Raw genomic sequence first — 20822 nt, forward strand, 5'->3', positions numbered from 1 at the left:
CTTTGGCCCGATGAGAAAACCTCGGGCCCTCGTCTCAGTGCAGGCCGAAATCCACGCGCGTCGTCTTGCCGCCGTCGTCGATGCCCTTGGCGTCCGTCTTCGGGGCGACCACGAAGACGCGGTTCCCGTCCACTTTTCCCTTGAGCCATTGTTGCACCGCGCTCGCCCGCCGCTCGGCCAGGTGGCGCAGGGCATCGGCATCCACCGGCATGTTGCTTTCCATCAGCGAACGCATGTCGTCGGGCGGAAGCGATTTGTTCAGCCCGAGCAGGTTCTTCGGCTTGGGAAACGAGGCATGGCGGTAGGCACGCGCGAGATATTTCTCACGCTTCTCGTCGGTGAGCGGCGTGCCATCGTCGTCGCCCGCATTCGCCCGTTCCTCGCGGATGAGGTCGTCCACCATCACGGTGCGCAACCCGCTCTCGTCCTGAGCCGGGTCGACGCGGCCCACGATGTCCAGGCTGATGGACGGCTTGGCGGCCAGCACTTTCACGATGTCCGCCAGCTTGGTTTGTCCGGCGTCGTCGAGCACGGCGGAACCGGGCGCGAACTCGACATAGCCCAGGTCTTCGCGCCCGCCCTGGCCTCCGATGGAGGCCAGGAGGCGGAACGGCGAGGTGGCCGCTTTCACGATAAGGTTGCCGATGGCGCGCCACACGAGGCCGGCCACGCTGAATTGCGGATCGTCCAGCGAGCCAGAGACCGGCACGTGCACGTCGATACGTCCCTCGCTGTCCTTGAGCAAGGCCACGGCAAGCTTCACGGGAAGATGGCTGATGCCGGGTCCCTCCATGCGATCGCCGAAGGTGAGTTGATCGATGAAGATGTGGTTGTCGGCGGTCAGCTTGCGCTGGTCGAGCAGGTAATGCACATCGACGTTCAGGCGTCCCTTCGTGATCGGATAGCCGGCGTACTTGCCGGAGTAGGGCGAGAGGTTGGCGAGTTGGATGCCCTGCGCCTTGGCCGTCACATCGAGGAATGCGACAGGGGTCAGGGGGTTGATCGAGCCACGAATATCGACGGGCGCGTCGTTGTCCAACTGGCCTTCGAGCGTCAGTTCCGCTGGCGCGGTGCCGCCAAGGCTTCCGAAGGCGCCGATCTTGCCCGTGAGCTGGGTCACGTCCGCGGTGTAGTTGGGCTTGATGAAGTTGTCGGTGTAATTGAGACGGCCCCTGCTCAGCGTGATCTGTCCGATCCGGATATCCGCCGGGGGGCCTGCCGGTGGCGGCGCGCCGGTGGCGACCGGTGCGGGGGCGGTGCGCACCTCCGTCACCGACACCGCAGCCGGCGCCTCGGGGCCTGCGACCACGTCCTGCAGGTTCAGCCGTCCGTTCGCGTTGACGATGACGCGAGCATAGAAGTCGTCCATCGCCAGTCCGCGGATATCGACATGGGGCACTTCCTCGCCGAGGCGAATCGTCATGCCGGATGCGCTGAGCGAACTCCAGCGCAGGAAGTCGGCGTCGGTGACCTTGTCGAGAACCCGCACGCGGCCCAGCGTGGCGTCGCCGCGGTAGGCGATCTGTGCGGGAGCCGTGCCGCGGTCGGTGTAACGAACCTGGCCATTCATGCTCAGCAATCCGCTGGCGATGCGAACGTTCAATGGCACGGTGATCAGCGATTGCAGCGGTGCCACGTTCAATTGGCGGGTGGTTACGACCAGCTGCGCGTCGAGGGGCTGCGGCCTCAGCGTGCCCGTGACGGAAAACGCGCCCTTGCCCAGAGCGCCCTTCAGATCGAGCTTCACGGGCTTCTTCATGTCGTCGGACAGGCCGTCGACCGCGAACGCCGTGGCCTGCAGTTCGATACCGTCGCGCCTGGCACCGGCCTTGGCGTCGCGCAGGGTCACGCTGCCGTCGCCCAGTCCGACATGGCCGATGCTCCATCGCCATGAGGGTGACGTCGTCGCTGTTCTGGGTGCAGGCGACGACTGCACGATGCGCGACAGGTCGAGGTTGCCGTCCGCGAGACGGCGCAGGTCGAGCGAGAGCCCGTCGAGAACGAGGCTGTCGAGGCGCGCTTCGCTGCTCGCGAGATCGACCAAGGTCAGGGCAGCCTTCATCGACGTCCAGGTGACGGGCGCCGCCTTGTCGTGTCGCGGGACGAGGCGGAAGCCGTCGACATGTGCCTTGGCATTGGTGACGCGCACGGTCGCCGCTTCGTGCCAGTCGAGCGTCAACTCGCCGTTCGCTCCGAGATTGCCCGCCGCGATGTCGGCGTCGATCGGAGGCGGTGCCAGCGGTACGAGTGCCGGAAGCGAGACATCCGCCAGCGACAGCGTGCCCGTGTAGCGGCTGGCGGGAAGATCGAGCTTTCCCTTGGTGGCTACTTCGCCGCCGGCCATGCGTGCGCCGAGGACAAGGTTCGCCACCGGCGCTTTTACCGTGCTGAGGCCGTGCATCTCGCCATGCACGCCTTCGAGCAGCAGGTGCGCCGGTGAAGGGGCCGCTAGGTCCGCGTAGTCGATGCGCGAGTCGTTCAGAACCAGTGTGTCGATGCGAACGTCCGTGGGTTTTGTGTCGGCCGGTTCGGGTGCCGACGGCCCGCCCGTGAGCGCATCGACATTGCTGCGGCCGCCAGGAAGGCGCGCATAGCGGACGCCGAGGCGGTCGAGGGCGACCTTGCCCAGGCGATAGCGGGATGTCAGCGGTTCGAGCGCGGTGAGTTCGGCGTCGCCGTGTCCGAGTTCGAGCAACGGGCCACCGCTCTTGTCGGTCACCTTGAGGTCGTCCACGGTAAGGCGCCCGCTCAGGATCACCCGGGGCTGCGAGTCGGTCATGGCGAAGCGCAGGTCGAGCAGCCCCGACAGCTTGCCGCTTGGCATGGCCACCGGCATGGGAGCGGGTACGAATCCGAGATAGCGGGGAAGATCGAGGTGGTCGAGCCGGAAGGTCGCCAGCGATTCCCGGTTGTCGGCGAACGGCTTGCTCTGGCCTTCCACCCGCAGGGGGCTGCCGTCCACGTTCATGGCAAGCAGCGGGCGCACGTAGATATCCGTCGCGCTCGGCAGGTTGGCGATGAAGGGCAGGCCCAGTTCGATGTGGTCCACGCGATGCGTGGCATCCAGTACCCGATCGTCGAAGTCGACCTGTCCGCCGTGGATGGCGATGTTGGTGAGCGCGAAACGCGGCGGGCCTTTGCCGGGTTCGGCCGGCCCCGACCCGAGGCGTTCGACGATGTCGGAGACATTGAATCGCTGTGGCGCGGTCCGCCGCAGCCGGATCGTGGGTTTGTCGAGCTCGAGCGCATCCAGGATCGGCGCGGCCCGGAAGAGCGAAGCCCAGGACGCGTCGGCGACGAGCCTGTCGACATCGACGAACGGTGCCTTGCCGTCCGCCTCGCGGACGTGCAGGCCTTCGATGGTGAGCTTCAGCGTGAACGGGTTGAAGGAAAGCCCCTCGACCGTCACAGGCCGCCCGAGCGCCACGCTGGCGCGCGTTTCCATCTGGTTGCGAATGAGGGGCGGGGCGGCCAGGAAACCCAGCAGGCCAAAAACGACCAGGGCGATTGCGGCGGCCGCGACGATCCGCCGGGCCCGGCGCGATCGATAAAGGACGAGGGCGCGCTCACGCCCCTTGTCCAGGTAGACCTTCCCCTTGATCCTGCGTGTTTCCATACTTCCGACTCCTTAGTTCCCCGGCGCAGTGTACTCGCCGGGGAAACCTGTCGGAGGTCGGATCAGGCGACGTGGATCACGTCCAGGAGCAGACGACCTTTCCGCAATGGCCGGCGTCCATCAGGTCGAAACCCTTCTGGAAGTCGTCGATGGCGATCTGGTGCGTGAGCACCTTCTGCAACGGGAAGCCCGTGAGCACCATCTGGGTCATCTTGTACCAGGTTTCGTACATGCGCCGGCCGTAGATGCCCTGCAGGGTGAGGCCCTTGAAGATCACCTTGTCCCAGTCGATGCCGGCGCCGCGCGGCATGATGCCGAGCATGGCGATCTTGCCGCCGTGGTACATGCACTCCAGCATGTCGCCGAAGGCGCGCGGGTTGCCGCTCATTTCCAGGCCCACGTCGAAGCCCTCGATGTGCAGGTCTTTCACCACGTCCTTGAGCGACTGGTTGGCGACGTTGACGACACGCGTGGCGCCCATGTCGGCCGCCAGCTTGAGGCGGTAGTCGTTGACGTCGGTGACCACGACATTGCGCGCGCCCACGTGCTTGGCGATGCCGGCGGCAATGATGCCGATGGGGCCGGCACCGGTGATGAGCACGTCTTCGCCGATCAGGTCGAATTCCAGCGCGCAATGCGCGGCATTGCCGTAGGGATCGAAGAACGCGGCCAGCTCGGACGGAATCTGGTCCGGGATCGGCCACAGGTTCGAGGCCGGCATGGTCATGTATTCGGCGAAGGCGCCGTTGCGGTTCACGCCGATGCCAATCGTGTTCGGGCAAAGGTGCTGGCGTCCCGCACGACAGTTGCGGCAGTGGCCGCACACGATGTGGCCCTCGGCGGATACGCGGTCGCCGACCTTGTAGCCGGTGACGCCGGGGCCGATCTCGGCAATGCGGCCCACGAATTCGTGGCCGATGGTCAGGCCGGGCTTGATGGTGCGCTGGGACCATTCGTCCCACTTGTAGATGTGCAGATCGGTGCCGCAGATGGCGGTTTTCTCGATCTTGATCAGGACTTCGTTCGGGCCGACCTGCGGCACCGGCACTTCTTCCATCCAGATGCCTTGCTCGGGATTGCGCTTCACCAGCGCCTTCATCGTCTGCTGCATGGGGTTCTTGGGTTCCGTGCGGGGAAGGTCCGCGGCGCGGACCGAATTGCTCATTATAAGTGGGAAGCGGCCCTGGGCGCGAAAGGCCGGGCCCCTGGCTCCTCCGGGGCGGGCGCCCGTCGAAACGCCATTGCCAGCCGTGGCGGCGGGCCCTATGGTCGGGGGCGGTTTTCTTTCTGCCGGATGGCGACAGGGACAACGAACATGCGAATCCGCTCGATGATGCTGGGGGCCGCCATGGCGCTGGCGCTGGACGCGAATGCCGACGAAGGCATGTGGCTGCCGTCGCAGCTTCCTGGGATTGCGAAGAATCTCAAGGGTGCGGGTTTCCGCGGCGACCCCAAAGACCTCGCCGACCTCACCCGGGCGCCCCTGAATGCCGTGGTGCGCATCGGCGGCGGCACCGGCTCCTTCGTCTCGGAGGAAGGTCTCGTCGTCACCAACCACCACGTGGCGTTCGGCGTCATCCAGTACAACTCGAAGCCCGGCCGCGACCTGATCGCGGACGGCTACGTGGCGGCAGACCGCGCCGGCGAACTGCCGGCCAACCCGGACTACCGTCTTCGCGTCACCGTCGGCTTCGACAAGGTGACCGACCGGATCCTGTCCGCCGCCAGGGGCAAGACGGGTCGGGCCTATTTCGACGCCGTGGATGCCGCCAGCAAGGCGCTGGTCGCGGAATGCGAAGGCGAGAAGGGGTACAAGTGCAGCGTCGCCACGATGTTCTACGGGCGCGACTTCTATCTCGTGAAGCAGCTCGAACTGCGCGACATCCGCCTCGTGTACGCGCCGCCCCGGGCCATCGGAAACTACGGCGACGAGATCGACAATTTCATGTGGCCCCGCCACGCGGGGGATTTCACCATCCTGCGGGCCTACGTGGGGCCGAATGGCGAACCGGCCGACTACTCGCCGGACAACAAGCCATACCGTCCGCCGTCGCACCTCAAGCTCGCCACCGAGGGCGTGGCCGAGGGCGACTTCGTGATGCTGGCCGGTTATCCGGGCATCACCTACCGCCACCGTACGGCGGCCGAGTTCGCGGATCAGGTGGAGTGGCGCCTGCCCACGTCGGTCGCGGTCCTCAAGGCATTGCAGGACGTGATCGAGGCCAAGGGCAAGAGCGACAAGGAAGCGGGCATCCGGTACGCCGCCCAATTGCAGTCGTTGAAGAACGGCATCAAGCGCTTCAGTGGCGAACTGGAAGGCCTCCAGCGCAGCGATGCCGTCGCCGTACGGCGCGAAGACGAGGCGGCCATGCTCGCCTGGCTGGCGGGCCAACCCGAAAGCAAGGCGTTGCAGCCGGACATCGACGCCGTCATGGCGCTCATCGCCCGCGGCAAGGATGTGCGCGAGCGCGATCTTCTCGTGGGTCTCCTGTCGACGCAGACCCAGTTGCTGAAGGGCGCGCTTGCCGTGGATCGCCTTGCGATCGAACGACCCAAACCCGACGCGCAGCGCGAGACCGGGTACCAGAAGCGCGATGAGGAACTCATCCGCAGTCAGCTGAAGCAGATCCAGCGCCGCTACGATCCCACGGTCGAAAAGGCACTCGTCACGTCGATGATGCAGCGCTACCAGCAGTTGCCCGATGCGGCGCGGCTGCCCGAGGTCGACAAGGTATTCGGCCGCACGCCGGCCGAACTGGCCGCGGCGCTCGACCGCATCTACGCGGGCACCGGTTTCGGTGCCGAAGCCGAGCGTACGCGTCTCTTCGAGGCATCGCCGGCCGAGGTCGCCGCCAGCAAGGATCCGTTGCTGGTGGCGGCGCGTACGCTGCGTCCGGCGCTGCTGCGCATCGAGGACGAGCGCAAGTCGCGCGAGGGCGACCTGTTGCGCCTGCGCCCCGCCTACATGCAGGCGCTCATCGCCTATCGCGAGAAACAGGGCAAGGCGGTGTACCCCGATGCGAACTCCACCCTGCGCGTGAGCTACGGCAAGGTCACGCCGCTGGCGGCGCGCGACGCGGTCACCTATGCGCCGCTCACCACGGTGGCCGGTATCGTCGAGAAGAACACCGGCAAGGAGCCGTTCGACGCACCGAAGCCGTTGCTGGACGCCATCCGCAAGGGCGACTTCGTCGGCTACGCCGATCCGAAGACGGGCGCCATGCCGGTGGACTTCCTCAGCAACCTGGACACCACCGGCGGCAATTCCGGCTCGCCGGTGCTCAACGCGAAGGGTGAACTGGTGGGGCTGAATTTCGACAGCAACTGGGAAGCGGTGAGCGCCAGCTGGATGTACGACCCGCGTTACAAGCGCGCCATCCACGTGGACATGCGCTACATGCGTTGGCTCATCGACAAGGTGTACCCGTCGCCGGCATTGCTCCGCGAACTTGGCGTGCCACGTCATTGAGGCGTCGTGCGGATATCCACAGCCTGTGTGGATACCCGCTGCATAAGCATGTGGACAAGTCGGTTCCGGCGTTGCGCGACGCGCACTTGCGTTGCGCTGATCAAAACGGCGCCATCGCCCGCGCGATATCCACAGCCGATGTGGATACGCGCTGCATAAGCATGTGGACAACTCCGTTTCGGCCTTGCACGACGCGCACTTGCGTCGTGTTGCTTACGAAGTGACCAGGGCGGCCGCGCGCGCCGTGCGTGGACGATATCCACAGCCTGTGTGGATACGCGCTGCATAAGCATGTGGACAACTTCGTTCCGGCCTTGCGCGACATGCACTTGCGTTGCGCTGGTCAACGCGTGTCCACCGCCGTAACCTTGCGGCCGCATGAGCATCGACACCCGTCCCCTCGCCATCTTCCTGATGGGTCCTACCGCCTCGGGCAAGACGGCGCTTGCCTGTGCGCTGGCCGATCGCTTTCCGGTCGACCTGGTGAGTGTCGATTCGGCGCTCGTCTATCGCGGGCTCGACATCGGTTCGGCCAAGCCGGACCCGGCGATGCTGGCGCGCTATCCGCACGCGCTCGTCGATATCCGCGATCCTGCCCATGCGTATTCCGCCGCGGAGTTCAGGGACGACGCGATGGCCGCGATGGAGCGCATCACGGCGAAGGGCAGGGTGCCGCTGCTCGTTGGCGGCACCGGCCTGTACTTCCGCGCCCTGCAATACGGCCTGTCCGATCTGCCGGAAGCGGACGCCGCCATGCGCGCGAAACTCTCCGCGGAGGCTTCCGCCATCGGCTGGGAGGCCATGCACGCACGCATGGCGGCACTCGATCCGGCGGCCGGTGCGCGAATACGCCCCGGCGACGCGCAGCGGATCCAGCGCGCACTGGAGGTGATGGCACTGACCGGGCGCCCGCTCAGCGAACTTCAGCAAGGGGGAGCCACGGTGCGTTTCCCCTGGCGGGTGTTGAAGCTCGCCTTGCTGCCGGCGGACCGGGGCGCACTGCACGAGCGCATCGCCCGGCGCTTCGATGCCATGCTGGACGCGGGGTTTCTGGATGAGGTGCGCGCCCTCCGCGCCCGCGGCGACCTGCATCCCGACCTTCCGGCCATCCGTGCGGTGGGCTACCGGCAGGCATGGGAGCATCTGGCAGGCGATTACGATGCCACGGAGTTCCGCAACCGTGGTATCTATGCCACTCGTCAACTCGCCAAGCGCCAGATCACCTGGCTGCGGGGCGAACTGGACGCCCGCACATTCGACCCGGACCGGGGGGATCCGTTGCCCGAGGCCGGACGTGCGGTGGAGCAGTTCGTTGGAATGCCGAGGCCGTCACGGTAGCGGCTTCCAGCGGGCATTTAAAAGCAGTTAAGATTCCGGGCACTTGGGCCGGGGCGCCGTATGGCGTTTTTTTACCCGGACCCGCATGAGTAGCGTAGGGGAGAAGAAGAATGTCCAAAGGGCAATCGTTGCAGGATCCATTTCTGAACGCACTGCGCCGCGAGCGCGTTCCCGTCGCCATTTACCTGGTGAACGGCATCAAGCTGCAAGGCACCATCGAGTCGTTCGACCAGTTCGTGGTCCTGCTGCGCAACCAGGTGAGCCAGATGGTCTACAAGCACGCCATCTCGACCGTCGTGCCGAGCCGGAACGTGCGTGTGGGCGGCCACGAGAATCACGGGGATGCCGCTTCCGGCGACGGCGAGGGTTGAGGGGCCTTCGGCGGAATCCCATATCAAGTGAACCGCAAACCGTGAACAGTGAACCGTAGGGGTAGGCTCGATGCCTGGCTTTTACGGTTCACGGTTCACTCTTTACGGTTCACTCCCCCATCAGAGGTTTTCCGTCTAAGTGTTCGATAGACAAAAGAAAGGCGATCGCGCCGTGCTGGTATTGCCGCATTCTCGCGGCGAAGGCGACGCGGTGCGTCGTGGCGAAGAGTTCGCCGAACTGGTTTCCTCGGCCGGGGCCGAGATCCTGGCCAGCATCCCGGCGCGGGTGGAAGCGCCCAATCCCCGTTTCTACATCGGCAGCGGCAAGGCCGACGAAGTGGCGGAGGCAGTCCGTGCGCTCGAGGCCGACCTGGTGCTGGTGGACCACGTACTGAGTCCGGTGCAGGAGCGCAACCTCGAAAAGCACCTGAAGGCGCGCGTCGTCGACCGTGCCGGCCTGATCCTCGACATCTTCGCCCAGCGCGCCCGTTCCCACGAAGGCAAGCTCGAGGTGGAGCTGGCGCAGCTGAAGCACCTTGCCACGCGGCTCGTGCGGGGCTGGACCCACCTGGACGCCCAGCGCGGCGGTGCCATCGGCAACCGCGGCCCGGGCGAAACCCAGCTGGAAACCGACCGCCGCCTGCTGGCCGAACGGGTGAAGATGCTGACCAAGCGGCTGGAAAAGGTCGGCGTGCAGCGCGACCAGCAACGCCGGGCGCGTCTACGCAATACCGTGCCCCGCGTGGCCCTGGTCGGATACACCAACGCGGGCAAATCGACCCTGTTCAATGTGCTGACCACCGGCGGCGTCTATGCCGCGGACCAGTTGTTCGCCACGTTGGACCCGACGGTGCGCAAGATCGACGGGCTCGCCTGCGGGCCGGCGGTCGTGGCCGATACCGTCGGCTTCATCCGCGAACTCCCCCACGACCTCGTGGCCGCCTTCCGGGCGACGCTGGCCGAGGCGCGCGACGCCGACCTCCTGATCCACGTGAGCGATGCCGCGGACGAGGAGCGCGAGCTCCTGGGCCGCGTGGTGAACTCGGTGCTCGAGGAAATCGGCGCAGGCGACGTGCCCCAGTTGTCGGTCATGAACAAGATCGACCTCGTGGACACGCCACCCCGCGTCGATCGGGGCGACGACGGCAAGCCGCGCCAGGTGTGGCTCTCCGCCGCGACCGGCGCGGGGCTGGAGGGGCTTCGCGAGGCGCTCGGCGAACTCCTGGGCGGTGACCGCGTCCGCGCCGCCCTTGAGCTTCCTCTCACTGCTGGGCGTCTGCATGCGCGCCTCAAGGCCGTCGGCGCCATTGCCGGCGAAGCCGTGGACGAGCACGGCTGGCACCTCGATATCGACGCGCCGCGTTCGGTGCTGGCCCCCCTGCTGAGCGACGGCGACCATGCCAGACCGTTGCGCGACCTGATCGATCCCCCCGCGTAGGGGCGCGTAGAGCGCAACCATCTGGTAGAATTCGTAGCGTTTGCGTGCCCCATCGGCGCGGCGAAGGGTGTTCGCGCGCCTGACGTCTCTTCCGCCGTCGCGGGTCTGCCCCAGGCTCTGAAGCCACCCACACTCCGGTCCCCGAAGGAGACTGCCGCCCATGGCTTGGAACGAACCCGGCAACGGCCAGAAGGACCCCTGGAATCGCAACCGGTCGAACGGGCGAAAGCCCGACATCGACGGTGTGCTGAAGAGCCTGAAGGCTCGTTTCGGCCGTTTCGGCGCAGGTAGCGGCGGCATCCTGGCCGTGGCGCTGGTATTCGTGGTGGCCTGGCTACTGGTGTCCAGCTACACCGTGATCGACGCCCGGCAGGTAGGCGTGGTGCTCCGTTTCGGCCAGTTCTCGCGCATCCTTCCTCCTGGCTTCCACCTCAAGGCGCCGAGCCCGGTGGAAACCGTCACCAAGGTGGAGACCACCCAGGTCCGTTCCGTCTCGGACAGTGTGTCCATGCTCACGCGCGACGAGAACATCATCGAGATCAACTTCAACGTGCAGTATCAGGTGTCGGACGCGCGCAAGTTCCTTTATTCGAATGCCGACCGTGAAGAGGACACCGTGCACAACGCCGCCGAGGCCGCGGTGCGCTCCGTGGTCGGCGCGAACGTCATGGACAACATCCTGACCACGCCGGGCGACGACACGCCGGCCCCGACGCAGGCGCCTGTCGCCGGCGTGGCGCCAGCGGCCAAGGAAACCCTGCAGCAGCAGTCCCGCGACATCCTCCAGGACACGCTCGACAAGTACGACGCGGGCATCCTCGTCACCGGCGTCAGCTTCCAGAACGTCTCGCCGCCGAAGGAAGTGAAGGACGCCTTCGACGACGTGAACGCGGCGCGCGAAGACAAACAGAGCGAAGAAAACAAGGCCCGCGCCTACGAAAGCCAGGTGGTTCCGGTGGCTCGCGGCGACGCGGCGCGCATCTCGGCCGAGGCGGAGGCGGAGCGCGTGGAGCGCATCGCCCGCGCGAACGGCGACGCGGAACGCTTCAATCTTCTGCTCAAGGAATACCGTGCCGCTCCGGAAGTCACGCGCCGCCGCCTGTGGCTGGAAACGGTGGAAGAGGTGATGGCCGGCAATCCGAAGGTGGTCGACGGCAGCAACGGCAAGAACATCATCCAGTTGCCCGTGGAGTCCAACAACGGCGCCGTGCGCAACGTGCCGGGTGTCGGTACCGTGGTGCAATCCGCCACGACCGATGCCAACCCGAATACCTCGCAGGGGAGCGCCCAGTGAAACTCGTTACCGGCCTCATCGTCGCGCTCCTGGTCCTTCTCGGGTTCAACAGCGTCTTCGTCGTGAAGGAAGGCGAGAACGCGTTGTTGCTGCAGTTCGGTCGCATCGTGCGCGCCGACTACGCCCCGGGCCTGCATTTCAAGGTGCCCGTGGTCCAGCAGGTGATGCGCTTCGACAACCGCATCCTCGGTCTCGACGCCGAGCCCGAGCGCTACTTCACGCTGGAAAAGAAAAGCGTCAACGTCGACTTCTACGTGAAGTGGCGCATCGCCGACAACGCGGCCTATTACCGTGCCACGTCCGGCGACCAGGTGCAGGCCAAGCAACGCCTCAGTCCCATCGTGAAGGACGCGCTGCGCTATGAATTCAATGCGCGTCCTCTCGAAGAGCTCATCGCCGGTGGCCGGAAGGACATCACCGAGCGCGTGCGCCAGCAGACCGACGGCATTGCCCGCAAGAACCTCGGCATTTCGGTTGTCGACGTGCGCATCAAGCGCATCGACCTGCCCGACGAAGTCAGCGGCTCCGTCTACAAGCGCATGCGCGCCGAGCGCCTGCAGCTTGCGAACGAACTGCGCTACACGGGCCAGGAGCTCGCCGAGAAGATCCGCGCCGATGCCGATCGCCAGAAGCTGGTGCTGCTGGCCGACGCCAATCGCGAGGCCACGAAGGTCAAGGGCGACGGCGACGCCCAGGCGGCCGCCATCTACGCCCAGGCCTACAGCCAGGACCCCGAGTTCTTCGCGTTCTATCGCAGCCTCGCGGCTTACCGGAAGGCCTTCGCCGACGGCAAGGGCACGTTCGTGCTGAAGCCCGATTCCGAATTCCTGCGCTATCTCAACGACGGCCCCGGCCGCCAGCGCTAACACCACATCCTCATCGACAGAGATACAACAATGGGTAAGTCAGTCGTCATTCTCGGCGCGCAATGGGGCGACGAGGGCAAGGGCAAGATCGTCGACCTCCTCACCGAGCGCGTGGGGGCGGTCGCCCGCTTCCAGGGCGGCCACAATGCCGGCCACACGCTGGTGATCAAGGGCAAGAAGACGGTTCTCCACCTCATTCCCTCGGGCATCCTGCGCGACGACGCGCTGTGCCTCATCGGCAACGGCGTGGTGCTGTCCCCCGCGGCGCTGATGAGCGAGATCGCGGAACTGGAAGCGCAGGGTGTCGACGTGCGTCCGCGCCTGAAGATCTCGCCGGCCACGCCGCTGATCATGCCGTACCACATCGCCGTGGATAAGGCTCGCGAGGTCGCGTCCGGCGCGAAGGCCATCGGCACCACGGGGCGCGGTATCGGCCCGGCGTACGAGGACAAGGTGGCCCGCCGTTCCATTCGCGTGGCCGACCTCATGTACCCGCACGAGCTGCCCGAGAAGGTGAAGGCCGCCGTGGAGTACCACAACTTCGTGCTCACGCAGTGGCTGAAGGCCGAGCCGGTGGACTACAAGACCGTGCTCGACGAAGCCCTGACCTGGGGCGAATACCTGCGCCCGATGGTCGACGACGTCGCCACCATCCTGCACGACGTCCGCCGCGACGGCGGCAACATTCTTTATGAAGGCGCGCAGGGCGCGCTGCTCGACATCGATCACGGCACCTATCCGTACGTCACCTCGTCGAACACCACGGTGGGCGGTGCGCTGGCCGGCACGGGCGTGGGCGCGCGCGACATCGACTACGTGCTGGGCATCTGCAAGGCCTACGCCACGCGCGTCGGCGGCGGTCCGTTCCCCACCGAGCTCAACGACGAGATGGGCGAACTGTTGCGCAAGAAGGGCAACGAGTTCGGCGCCAGCACCGGCCGCCCGCGCCGCTGCGGTTGGATCGACCTCGTGGCGCTGAAGCGCGCAGTGCAGATCAACGGCATCGACGGTCTCGCCATCACCAAGCTCGACGTGCTCGACGGCCTGGAAAGCATCAAGGTCTGCATCGCTTACGAATACCGCGGCAAGCGCCGCGAACTGGCCCCGCTCGATGCGGACGGCTGGGCCGAGTGCAAGCCGGTCTACCTTGAGTTCCCGGGTTGGGAGGAGTCCACCGCGGGCATTCGCGATTGGAACAAGCTCCCGCCTGCCGCCCGTGCGTATCTGCGCGCGGTCGAGGAACTGTCGGGATGCAAGCTCGCGCTCGTGGCCACCGGTGCCGACCGCGATGACACGATCGTGCTCGACGACCCGTTCGGCGACGAAGGCAACTGCTGATCCGATGAGCCGCACGCTCGGCGAGTGGCTCGCGTATCAGGAGCGCACGCACCCGCGCGACATCGAGCTGGGGCTCGAGCGGGTGCGCGCCGTGTGGGAAGCCATGGGCGCCCCGCGCCCCGCGCCCATCGTCATCACGGTGGGCGGCACCAACGGCAAAGGGTCCACCGTGGCGCTCCTCGAAGGGATGCTGCGCGCCGCGGGTTACCGCACGGGCTGTTACACCTCCCCCCACCTGCTTCGCTATAACGAGCGGATCAGGATCGATGGCCTCGATGCCACCGACGAGGCGCTCGTGGCGTCGTTCGAGCGCATCGAGGCCGCCCGCGGCGACATTCCACAGACCTACTTCGAGTTCGGCACCCTGGCGGCGCTGGACCTCATGGCGCGCGCGTCGCTGGATGTGGCCATCCTCGAGGTGGGCCTGGGTGGACGCCTCGACGCGGTCAACATCGTCGACGCCGACGTCGCGGTCGTGACCACCGTCGACCTCGACCACCAGGATTGGCTGGGCAGCGACCGTGACAGCATCGGCCGCGAAAAGGCAGGCATCGCGAGGGCAGGGCGGCCGGTCATCGTCGGCGAACTCGCGCCACCGCAGGGGTTGCTGGACGCATTGCGCGGCATCGGTGCCACGATCATCCAGGCGGGCGAAACCTACACCGTAGGGCGCGCTCCTACGGTGGACACGTGGCGGTGGGAGCATCGCGATGGCACATCGTTCGAGCTTCCCGTGCCGGCTCTCGCGGCGCCAGTTCAGCTGGCAAACGCCGCGACGGCCATCGCCGCCATTCATTCGCTCGGCAATCGACTCCACGTGTCGCCGGACGCCATTCGTTCGGCCCTGTCGGCCGTTCACGTTCCCGGCCGCCTGCAGCGCATCGCCGAGCGCCCGCGCACGTTGGTCGATGTGGGCCACAATCCGCAGGCGGCCCGCGCCCTCGCGGCGTGGCTGGCTGCGCAGCCGGCCCACGGCCGTGTGTTCGCCGTCTACGGGGCGCTCGCGGACAAGGACGTGGCCGGTGTCATCCAGGCCATGGCCCCGGGCGTCGATCGCTGGTTCCTCGCCGGTCTAGATCGCGACACCCCACGCGGGCTTTCCGCGGAAGCGTTGTCATCCACGTTCGCCGAGGTTCTGCCCGACACGGCAGCCTCGGCCTATCCCGGCGTCGCCGAGGCCTGGGCTGTCGCGCGCGACATGGCGGCCGACGACGACACCGTGCTGCTGTTCGGTTCCTTTTTCGTTGCGAGCGCGGCCCTCACCCATTGCCGGGTATAATCGCCGCGATTCGCATTGCGCCGGTCGTATGGAGCCTTCCTTGAAAACACGCCTGCTGGGTGCCGCTGTCCTGATCGCTCTGTTGGTGCTGATCGTGCCGATGTTCTTCTCCAGCACGCCGCCGAAGACCGACACGGACCAGACCGTCAGCCTTGCCATCCCGCCGGCGCCCGACCGCGAACTGCAGAGCCGCACGCTCGACGTGGGCCCTGCCGGCACGCCCCCAACCGGCGCGGCTCCTGCCGCGGCTCCGGCTGTGCAGCAGCCCGCGGCGCCAGCGTCCGCGCCGGCCGCCACTGTAACGCCGGGTAGCGGCAGCCGACTGGCTTCGGTGGACATCGCCTCGCGCAAGCCCGCCGACGCCTTGCCCGAGGACTTCGCCGGCACGGCCCCCACCGCCGCGCACCCCGCCGCCACCAAGCCCGCTGCCACCCCGACGCCGGCCCCGGCAACGCCCGCTGCGGCCGCACCCGCGCCGGCCCCGGCCCTGCCGCCCGGCACGGCGGCCCGTGGCAGCTACAGCATCAACCTCAGCGCCTACGCCGACCGTGCCAAGGCAGATGCCCTCGTGCAGAAGGTGAAAGCCCTCGGCTACCCCGTGAGCACCGCCGCCACCAACCAGGCCGGCAAGGCGCTGACCCGGGTCAGCGCGGGTCCCTTCGAAACCCGTGCCGCCGCGGAAGCCGCCCGGCTGAAGATCGTGGCTGCCGCACCAGGGGCTCCCGCCACGCTGACCTCCAAGCCCGAGACCCAGACCGCCGACGCGCCGGCTCCGGCGCGTCCCGCCGCGACCAAGGCACCTGCCGCGACGGCCGCCCCGACGGCCCCAGCCCCGGCAGCGGCGCCGCGCGCGGGCGGCTTCGCGGTTCAGGTGGCGGCGGTGAGCAGCGAGGCGGACGCCACGCGCCTGCGCGACAGGCTGCGCGGCGCGGGCATTCCCGGTTACGTCGACAGCGTGGCCTCGGCCAGCGGCGCGAAGCTCTGGCGCGTGCGTGCCGGTCCGCAGACACAACGGGACGACGCGGTGCGCCTCAAGGACCAGATCAAGGCCAAGGTGGGTCTGGACGGCGTCGTCGTCACGGCGCCCTGACGCGCCGCCTGTCGCCGGAACACCGAGGAGCACCGAGTGAACTGGGCCGATTACGTGATCCTCGCCGTGCTGTTCATCTCCGTCTTGATCGGTCTGGCACGAGGCCTCATCTCGGAAGTGCTTTCGCTCGTGATCTGGCTGGCCGCTTTCTGGCTGGCCTGGCTGTTCGGCCCCGCGGTGGCGCGCTATTTCGAGGCCAGCGTGTCGTTGCCCACGGCGCGCTACGCGATCGGCTACGGGCTTTGTTTCATCACGGTACTCCTGGTGGGCGCCGTGCTGCGGTTCCTGATCTCGCGCCTGGTCTCCAGTACGGGGCTGGGCGGTGTAGATCGCCTGCTTGGCATGCTGTTCGGTCTGGCGCGTGGAGTACTCATCGTCAGTGGCGTGGTGTTCCTGCTCGGCTTCACGGGCCTCCCGAACGAGCCCCTGTGGCGTGAGTCCGCGATGCTGCCGCAGTTCGCCGCGCCGGCCGCATGGCTCGGCCAGCAGGTGCCGGCGAACCTGCGCGAGTACATGCATCCGCCGGCGGCGCTGAAGGACATGAAACTGCCGGACGTGAAGTTGCCCAGTCGGGAAGAATTGATGAAACTGCGCGGCCTCACGACGCCTGCGCAGCCCACGCAAGAACAGAACGTTCACCCTGCCGCCGCGACCACGGCGGCCTCTTCGTAGAAGGCAAGACCATGTGCGGAATCATCGGCATCGTCGGTACCACGGAAGTGGCATCGGCCCTGTATGACGGCCTGACCGTCCTGCAACATCGCGGGCAGGATGCCGCCGGCATCGCCACCGTGGAGGGCGCGCGCCTGCGCCTGCACAAGGGCAACGGGCTGGTCCGCGACGTCTTCAACTCGGCCGGCGTGAGCAAGCTGCGCGGGCGCATCGGCATCGGTCATTGCCGCTACCCCACGGCGGGTTCGGAAGGCACCGAGGAGGCCCAGCCGTTCTATGTGAACTCCCCCTACGGCATCGCCTTCGCGCATAACGGCAACCTCGTGAACACCGAGGTGCTGCGCAAGGAGATGTTCGAAGACGACCGTCGCCACATCGACACCGATTCCGATTCCGAGGTCCTGCTCAATGTGCTGGCGCACGAGCTGCAGGTGGAAGATCGCGGCAACCTGACGCACGAACATGTCTTCAAGGCCGTGTCGCGCGTGCATGCGCGCGCCCGCGGCGGTTATGCGTGCATCGCGCTGGTGCTGGGTTACGGACTCATTGCCTTCCGCGACCCGAACGGCATCCGCCCGCTGGTGCTGGGCGAGCGCGTGACCGCGGAGGGCCGCGAGTACGCGGTCGCCTCCGAATCCGTGGCGCTCGACGTGCTGGGCTTCAAGCGCCTGCGCGACGTTGCGCCGGGCGAGGCGGTCGTCATCACCGAGGGCGGCGAGCTGTTCGCGCAGCATTGCGCCGACGGCGCGGTGCATGCGCCGTGCATCTTCGAATACGTGTATCTCGCCCGGCCCGATTCGATGATCGAGGACGTCTCGGTGTACAAGGCGCGCCTGCGCATGGGCGAAAAACTGGCCGAGAAGATCCTGCGCGAGCGCGGCCCCGACCACGGCATCGATGCGGTCATTCCCATTCCGGACACGTCCCGCACGGCGGCCAGTTCGCTGGCGCAGGCGCTGGGTGTGCCGATGCGCGAAGGCCTGGTGAAGAACCGCTACATCGGCCGCACCTTCATCATGCCGGGGCAGGGCGAACGCGTGAAATCGGTGCGCCGCAAGCTCAACGCCATCGATCTCGAGTTCCGCAAGAAGAACGTGCTGCTCGTGGACGATTCGATCGTGCGTGGCACCACGTCCAAGCAGATCATCCAGATGGCCCGCGATGCCGGCGCCAAGAACGTCTACTTCGCCTCGGCCGCGCCGCCGGTGCGGTACCCGAACATCTACGGCATCGACATGCCCGCGGCCTCGGAACTGATCGCCGCCGGGCGCACGGTCGAAGAAGTGGAGAAGGCCCTCGGCGCTGACTGGCTCATCTACCAGGATCTCGACGATCTCATCTGGGCGGTGGCCGACGGCAACGAAGACCTTCGCCATTTCGATACGTCCTGCTTCTCGGGCGAATACGTGACGGGTGTCGATGCCCGTTTCCTCGAGCAGCAGGAAGCCTTGCGTTCGGACGCGGCCAAGAACGAACGCCGTAGCGCGTGATGCTTGTAGTAGGAGCGCGCCCTGTGGGAGCCGCTTCAGCGGCGATGGGTGCTCGCGGCAGGGTTGTCCGCTGCCGCGGAATCGCCGGCATAGCCGGCTCCCACAGCTCTCCTAAGCGGTGGCATGGCGCCTGACGCGATGAACGATCTGCACGCCGCCGCTCGCCGCTGCCTTGACGCGACCGATCCGGTCGAGAAGGTGCGGCTCACGTTCGAGACGTGGGCTGCGCTGGAATCCGGAAGCCTCGCGCCCGATTCGTCTTCGCCCCCACCGCTGCCCATCGGTCTGCCCGGCCGGCCGGATCGGCCGCGGCTCGTGCCTGCACGTGAACTCGCGCAACGCGGATTGGGCACCGAAGCGGGCAGGGCGGCGCTCGTACACGCCATCGCGCACATCGAATTCAATGCCATCGATCTTGCCTGGGATGCCGTCTATCGCTTCCGCGGCAAGCCCGACGCCTACTATCGCGACTGGGCCTCCTGCGCCAACGATGAAGCGCGTCATTTCACCATGCTGTCCGGGCGCCTTGCCGAACTGGGCCATGCCTATGGCGATTTCGACGCGCATAACGGCTTGTGGGAAATGGCGGAGAAGACGGCGCACAGCGATACGGCCCGCATGGCCCTCGTGCCACGCGTGCTGGAAGCGCGTGGCCTCGACGTCACGCCCGGCATGATGGAGCGCCTGCGCCGGCAGGGCGACGAGCGCACGGTGGCCGTCCTCGAGGTGATCCTTCGCGAGGAAGTGGCTCACGTGGCGGCGGGAACGCGCTGGTTCCACTGGTGCTGCGCACGTGACGGTATCGATCCGGAGAAAACCTTCGCGCAGCTGCTCGCCGACTACATGAACAACTCGCTGCGAGGGCCGTTCAATCTGGACGCGCGCCGGGAGGCGGGGTTTTCCGAGTCGGAATTGAACTGGCTGGGCACATTGGGCTGACCACGCTTCCGTAGATGCATCAGCTTTTCTGGGAGCCGACTATTTCTGTGGGAGCCGGCTATGCCGGCGATCCCGCGGCAGCGGGCAAGCTTGTCGCGAGCACCCATCGCCGCTGAAGCGGCTCCCACAAAAAGCCCCACACACAAAGCCCTTAGAGCGTCAGCCCGCGCAGTTCGACCGAAGGCCCTTCGATGCGCAGCACCGACCCATGGTCGTACCAGTCGCCCAGCACGATGCGCTGTGCGTTCGCGCCGTCCAGCGCAAAATCGTGGATCGCCGGGCGATGCGTGTGTCCATGCACCAGCCGGCGCACGCCAGCTTGCCGCATGGCGTTTTCGACGGCGCCCTGGTTCACGTCCATGATCGTCTCGTCGATGCGGCCGGTGCGCGACTTGCTGTCGTTGCGCGCTTTCGCAGCGAACGCGCGGCGTGCTTCCAACGGCATGGCGAGTATCTGCGTCTTCCAGGCCTCGGTGCGCACCTGCGCGCGCACGGCCTGGTACTCGGTGTCGTCGGTGCAGAGCACGTCGCCGTGCATCAACAACGTGGGCTCGCCTTCGATGTCGTGCACGGTACCGTCGTCGAGCAAGGTCATGCCCGCACGTGCCGCGAACGCCGGCCCGAGCAGGAAGTCCCGGTTGCCCACCATGAAATACACGGGCACGCCTGCGTCGTGCAGGCCGCGCGTGGCGGCCGCGATCCGCGTGGGGAGCTCCGCATCGTCATCGTCGCCGATCCAGGCTTCCACCAGGTCGCCGAGGATGTAGAACGCGCGGGCCGTGCGGGCTTCCTCCGACGCGAGGAACCGCTCGAATAGCGCGGTGATGTCCGGGCGCGCCTCGTCGAGGTGCAGATCCGCGATGAAGAGCGTGCTCATGCGGCCTTCGGCGGCGTGGAAGCTTTCTTCTGGCCCTTGCCGGGCGCGGCCGGCGCGGTCGGCTGCGCGGTCGGCGGTGCCGTGGACGAGCGGGCCGGCGCGGCTTTCTCTTCGCCGACCACGTTGGCCGATTCGATGACCACCAGCGGATTCGGCACATCGCCGACGAACGGGCCCTGGGCACGCGTCGGCAGGGCTGCAATCTTGTCGATGGTGTCCATGCCGGACACGACCTTGCCGAACACCGCGAAGCCCCAGGTCAGGCTGCTCTGGTTGCCGACGTAATCGAGCCGGCGGTTGTCGACGAGATTGACGAAGAACTGCGACGTGCCGGAGTTGGGGTCGGTGCCGCGGGCCACGGCCACCGTGCCGCGCAGGTTCGACAGGCCGTTGTCGGCCTCGCTGGGAATGGCGGCGCGGGTACGGCGCTGTGTGAGGTCGCGACTGTAAAGGCCGCCCTGAACCATGTAGCCGTTCACCACGCGATGAAACACGGTGCCGTCGTAGAAACCGTCACGCACGTACTGGAGGAAGTTGGCGACGCTCTTGGGCGCCTTTTCCGGGTACAGCTCGAGGGTGAATTCCCCCTGGCTCGTATGCATGACCACTTTCGGGTGCTCGACGGCGGCGGGGGGCGGAGTCGCCGGTTTGGCGCCCTGCTGGGCCAGGAGGGTGGCGGGCAGGGCGAGAAGGGCGCTGGCGAGTACGGCTCTTAACATGGGCAACCGGTCGTTACGTCGAAACA

At 67.0% G+C, this 20822-nt stretch carries 16 protein-coding genes; 12 read left to right on the forward strand and 4 right to left on the reverse strand.

Features of this window, described 5'->3' with window-relative positions; all coding sequences use genetic code 11:
• Positions 1-34: 34 nt before the first annotated feature.
• Together FHS47_RS03620 and tdh are read right to left on the reverse strand one after the other, a co-directional pair.
• A complete protein-coding gene (locus FHS47_RS03620; protein ID WP_167023071.1) occupies positions 35-3616 on the reverse strand; it encodes a DUF748 domain-containing protein in 3582 nt (1193 codons plus the stop codon).
• Between the two features lie 76 nt (positions 3617-3692).
• Positions 3693-4727, reverse strand: coding sequence for an L-threonine 3-dehydrogenase (tdh, locus tag FHS47_RS03625; protein ID WP_208381775.1), 1035 nt, complete (start codon positions 4725-4727; stop codon positions 3693-3695).
• A gap of 204 nt (positions 4728-4931) precedes the next feature.
• On the opposite strand from tdh, the gene FHS47_RS03630 reads away from it, so the two are divergent.
• From FHS47_RS03630 to FHS47_RS03685, 12 genes are all read left to right on the forward strand, one after another.
• The gene (locus FHS47_RS03630; protein WP_167023074.1) at positions 4932-7085 is read left to right on the forward strand and encodes a S46 family peptidase; all 2154 of its coding nucleotides are present in this window, start codon (positions 4932-4934) and stop codon (positions 7083-7085) included.
• 378 nt (positions 7086-7463) lie between these two features.
• The gene (miaA, locus tag FHS47_RS03635) at positions 7464-8423 is read left to right on the forward strand and encodes a tRNA (adenosine(37)-N6)-dimethylallyltransferase MiaA (protein ID WP_167023077.1); all 960 of its coding nucleotides are present in this window, start codon (positions 7464-7466) and stop codon (positions 8421-8423) included.
• 110 nt (positions 8424-8533) lie between these two features.
• A complete protein-coding gene (gene hfq, locus FHS47_RS03640; protein ID WP_167023080.1) occupies positions 8534-8794 on the forward strand; it encodes an RNA chaperone Hfq in 261 nt (86 codons plus the stop codon).
• A 139-nt stretch (positions 8795-8933) separates the two neighbouring features.
• Positions 8934-10232 carry a ribosome rescue GTPase HflX gene (hflX, locus tag FHS47_RS03645; RefSeq protein WP_167023083.1) on the forward strand — a complete coding sequence of 433 codons (1299 nt, stop codon included), beginning with the start codon at positions 8934-8936 and terminating at the stop codon, positions 10230-10232.
• A gap of 160 nt (positions 10233-10392) precedes the next feature.
• Positions 10393-11526, forward strand: a complete 1134-nt coding sequence (locus FHS47_RS03650) for a protease modulator HflK (protein WP_167023086.1) — start codon at positions 10393-10395, stop codon at positions 11524-11526.
• Positions 11523-12392, forward strand: a complete 870-nt coding sequence (gene hflC, locus FHS47_RS03655; RefSeq protein WP_167023088.1) for a protease modulator HflC — start codon at positions 11523-11525, stop codon at positions 12390-12392. The genes FHS47_RS03650 and hflC overlap by 4 nt, the downstream gene beginning before the upstream one ends.
• A gap of 30 nt (positions 12393-12422) precedes the next feature.
• Positions 12423-13730, forward strand: a complete 1308-nt coding sequence (locus FHS47_RS03660; protein ID WP_167023091.1) for an adenylosuccinate synthase — start codon at positions 12423-12425, stop codon at positions 13728-13730.
• A 4-nt stretch (positions 13731-13734) separates the two neighbouring features.
• Entirely contained in the window at positions 13735-15009 is a 1275-nt protein-coding gene (gene folC / locus FHS47_RS03665; protein ID WP_167023094.1) for a bifunctional tetrahydrofolate synthase/dihydrofolate synthase, read from the forward strand.
• 40 nt (positions 15010-15049) lie between these two features.
• The gene (locus FHS47_RS03670) at positions 15050-16099 is read left to right on the forward strand and encodes an SPOR domain-containing protein (protein ID WP_167023097.1); all 1050 of its coding nucleotides are present in this window, start codon (positions 15050-15052) and stop codon (positions 16097-16099) included.
• A gap of 36 nt (positions 16100-16135) precedes the next feature.
• Positions 16136-16771 (forward strand): CvpA family protein, encoded by a 636-nt coding sequence (locus tag FHS47_RS03675; protein WP_167023100.1) that lies wholly within the window; start codon positions 16136-16138, stop codon positions 16769-16771.
• A gap of 11 nt (positions 16772-16782) precedes the next feature.
• Positions 16783-18261 (forward strand): amidophosphoribosyltransferase, encoded by a 1479-nt coding sequence (gene purF, locus FHS47_RS03680; RefSeq protein ID WP_167023103.1) that lies wholly within the window; start codon positions 16783-16785, stop codon positions 18259-18261.
• Between the two features lie 138 nt (positions 18262-18399).
• The gene (locus tag FHS47_RS03685) at positions 18400-19200 is read left to right on the forward strand and encodes a ferritin-like domain-containing protein (RefSeq protein ID WP_167023106.1); all 801 of its coding nucleotides are present in this window, start codon (positions 18400-18402) and stop codon (positions 19198-19200) included.
• Between the two features lie 151 nt (positions 19201-19351).
• Here FHS47_RS03685 and FHS47_RS03690 read toward each other — a convergent pair whose 3' ends face one another.
• A complete protein-coding gene (locus FHS47_RS03690) occupies positions 19352-20077 on the reverse strand; it encodes a UDP-2,3-diacylglucosamine diphosphatase (RefSeq protein ID WP_167023109.1) in 726 nt (241 codons plus the stop codon).
• Positions 20074-20796, reverse strand: a complete 723-nt coding sequence (locus tag FHS47_RS03695) for a peptidylprolyl isomerase (protein WP_167023112.1) — start codon at positions 20794-20796, stop codon at positions 20074-20076. The genes FHS47_RS03690 and FHS47_RS03695 overlap by 4 nt, the downstream gene beginning before the upstream one ends.
• Positions 20797-20822 lie beyond the last annotated feature (26 nt).

This window comes from Luteibacter sp. SG786 (assembly GCF_011759605.1).
In the GTDB taxonomy this organism is placed as follows: domain Bacteria; phylum Pseudomonadota; class Gammaproteobacteria; order Xanthomonadales; family Rhodanobacteraceae; genus Luteibacter.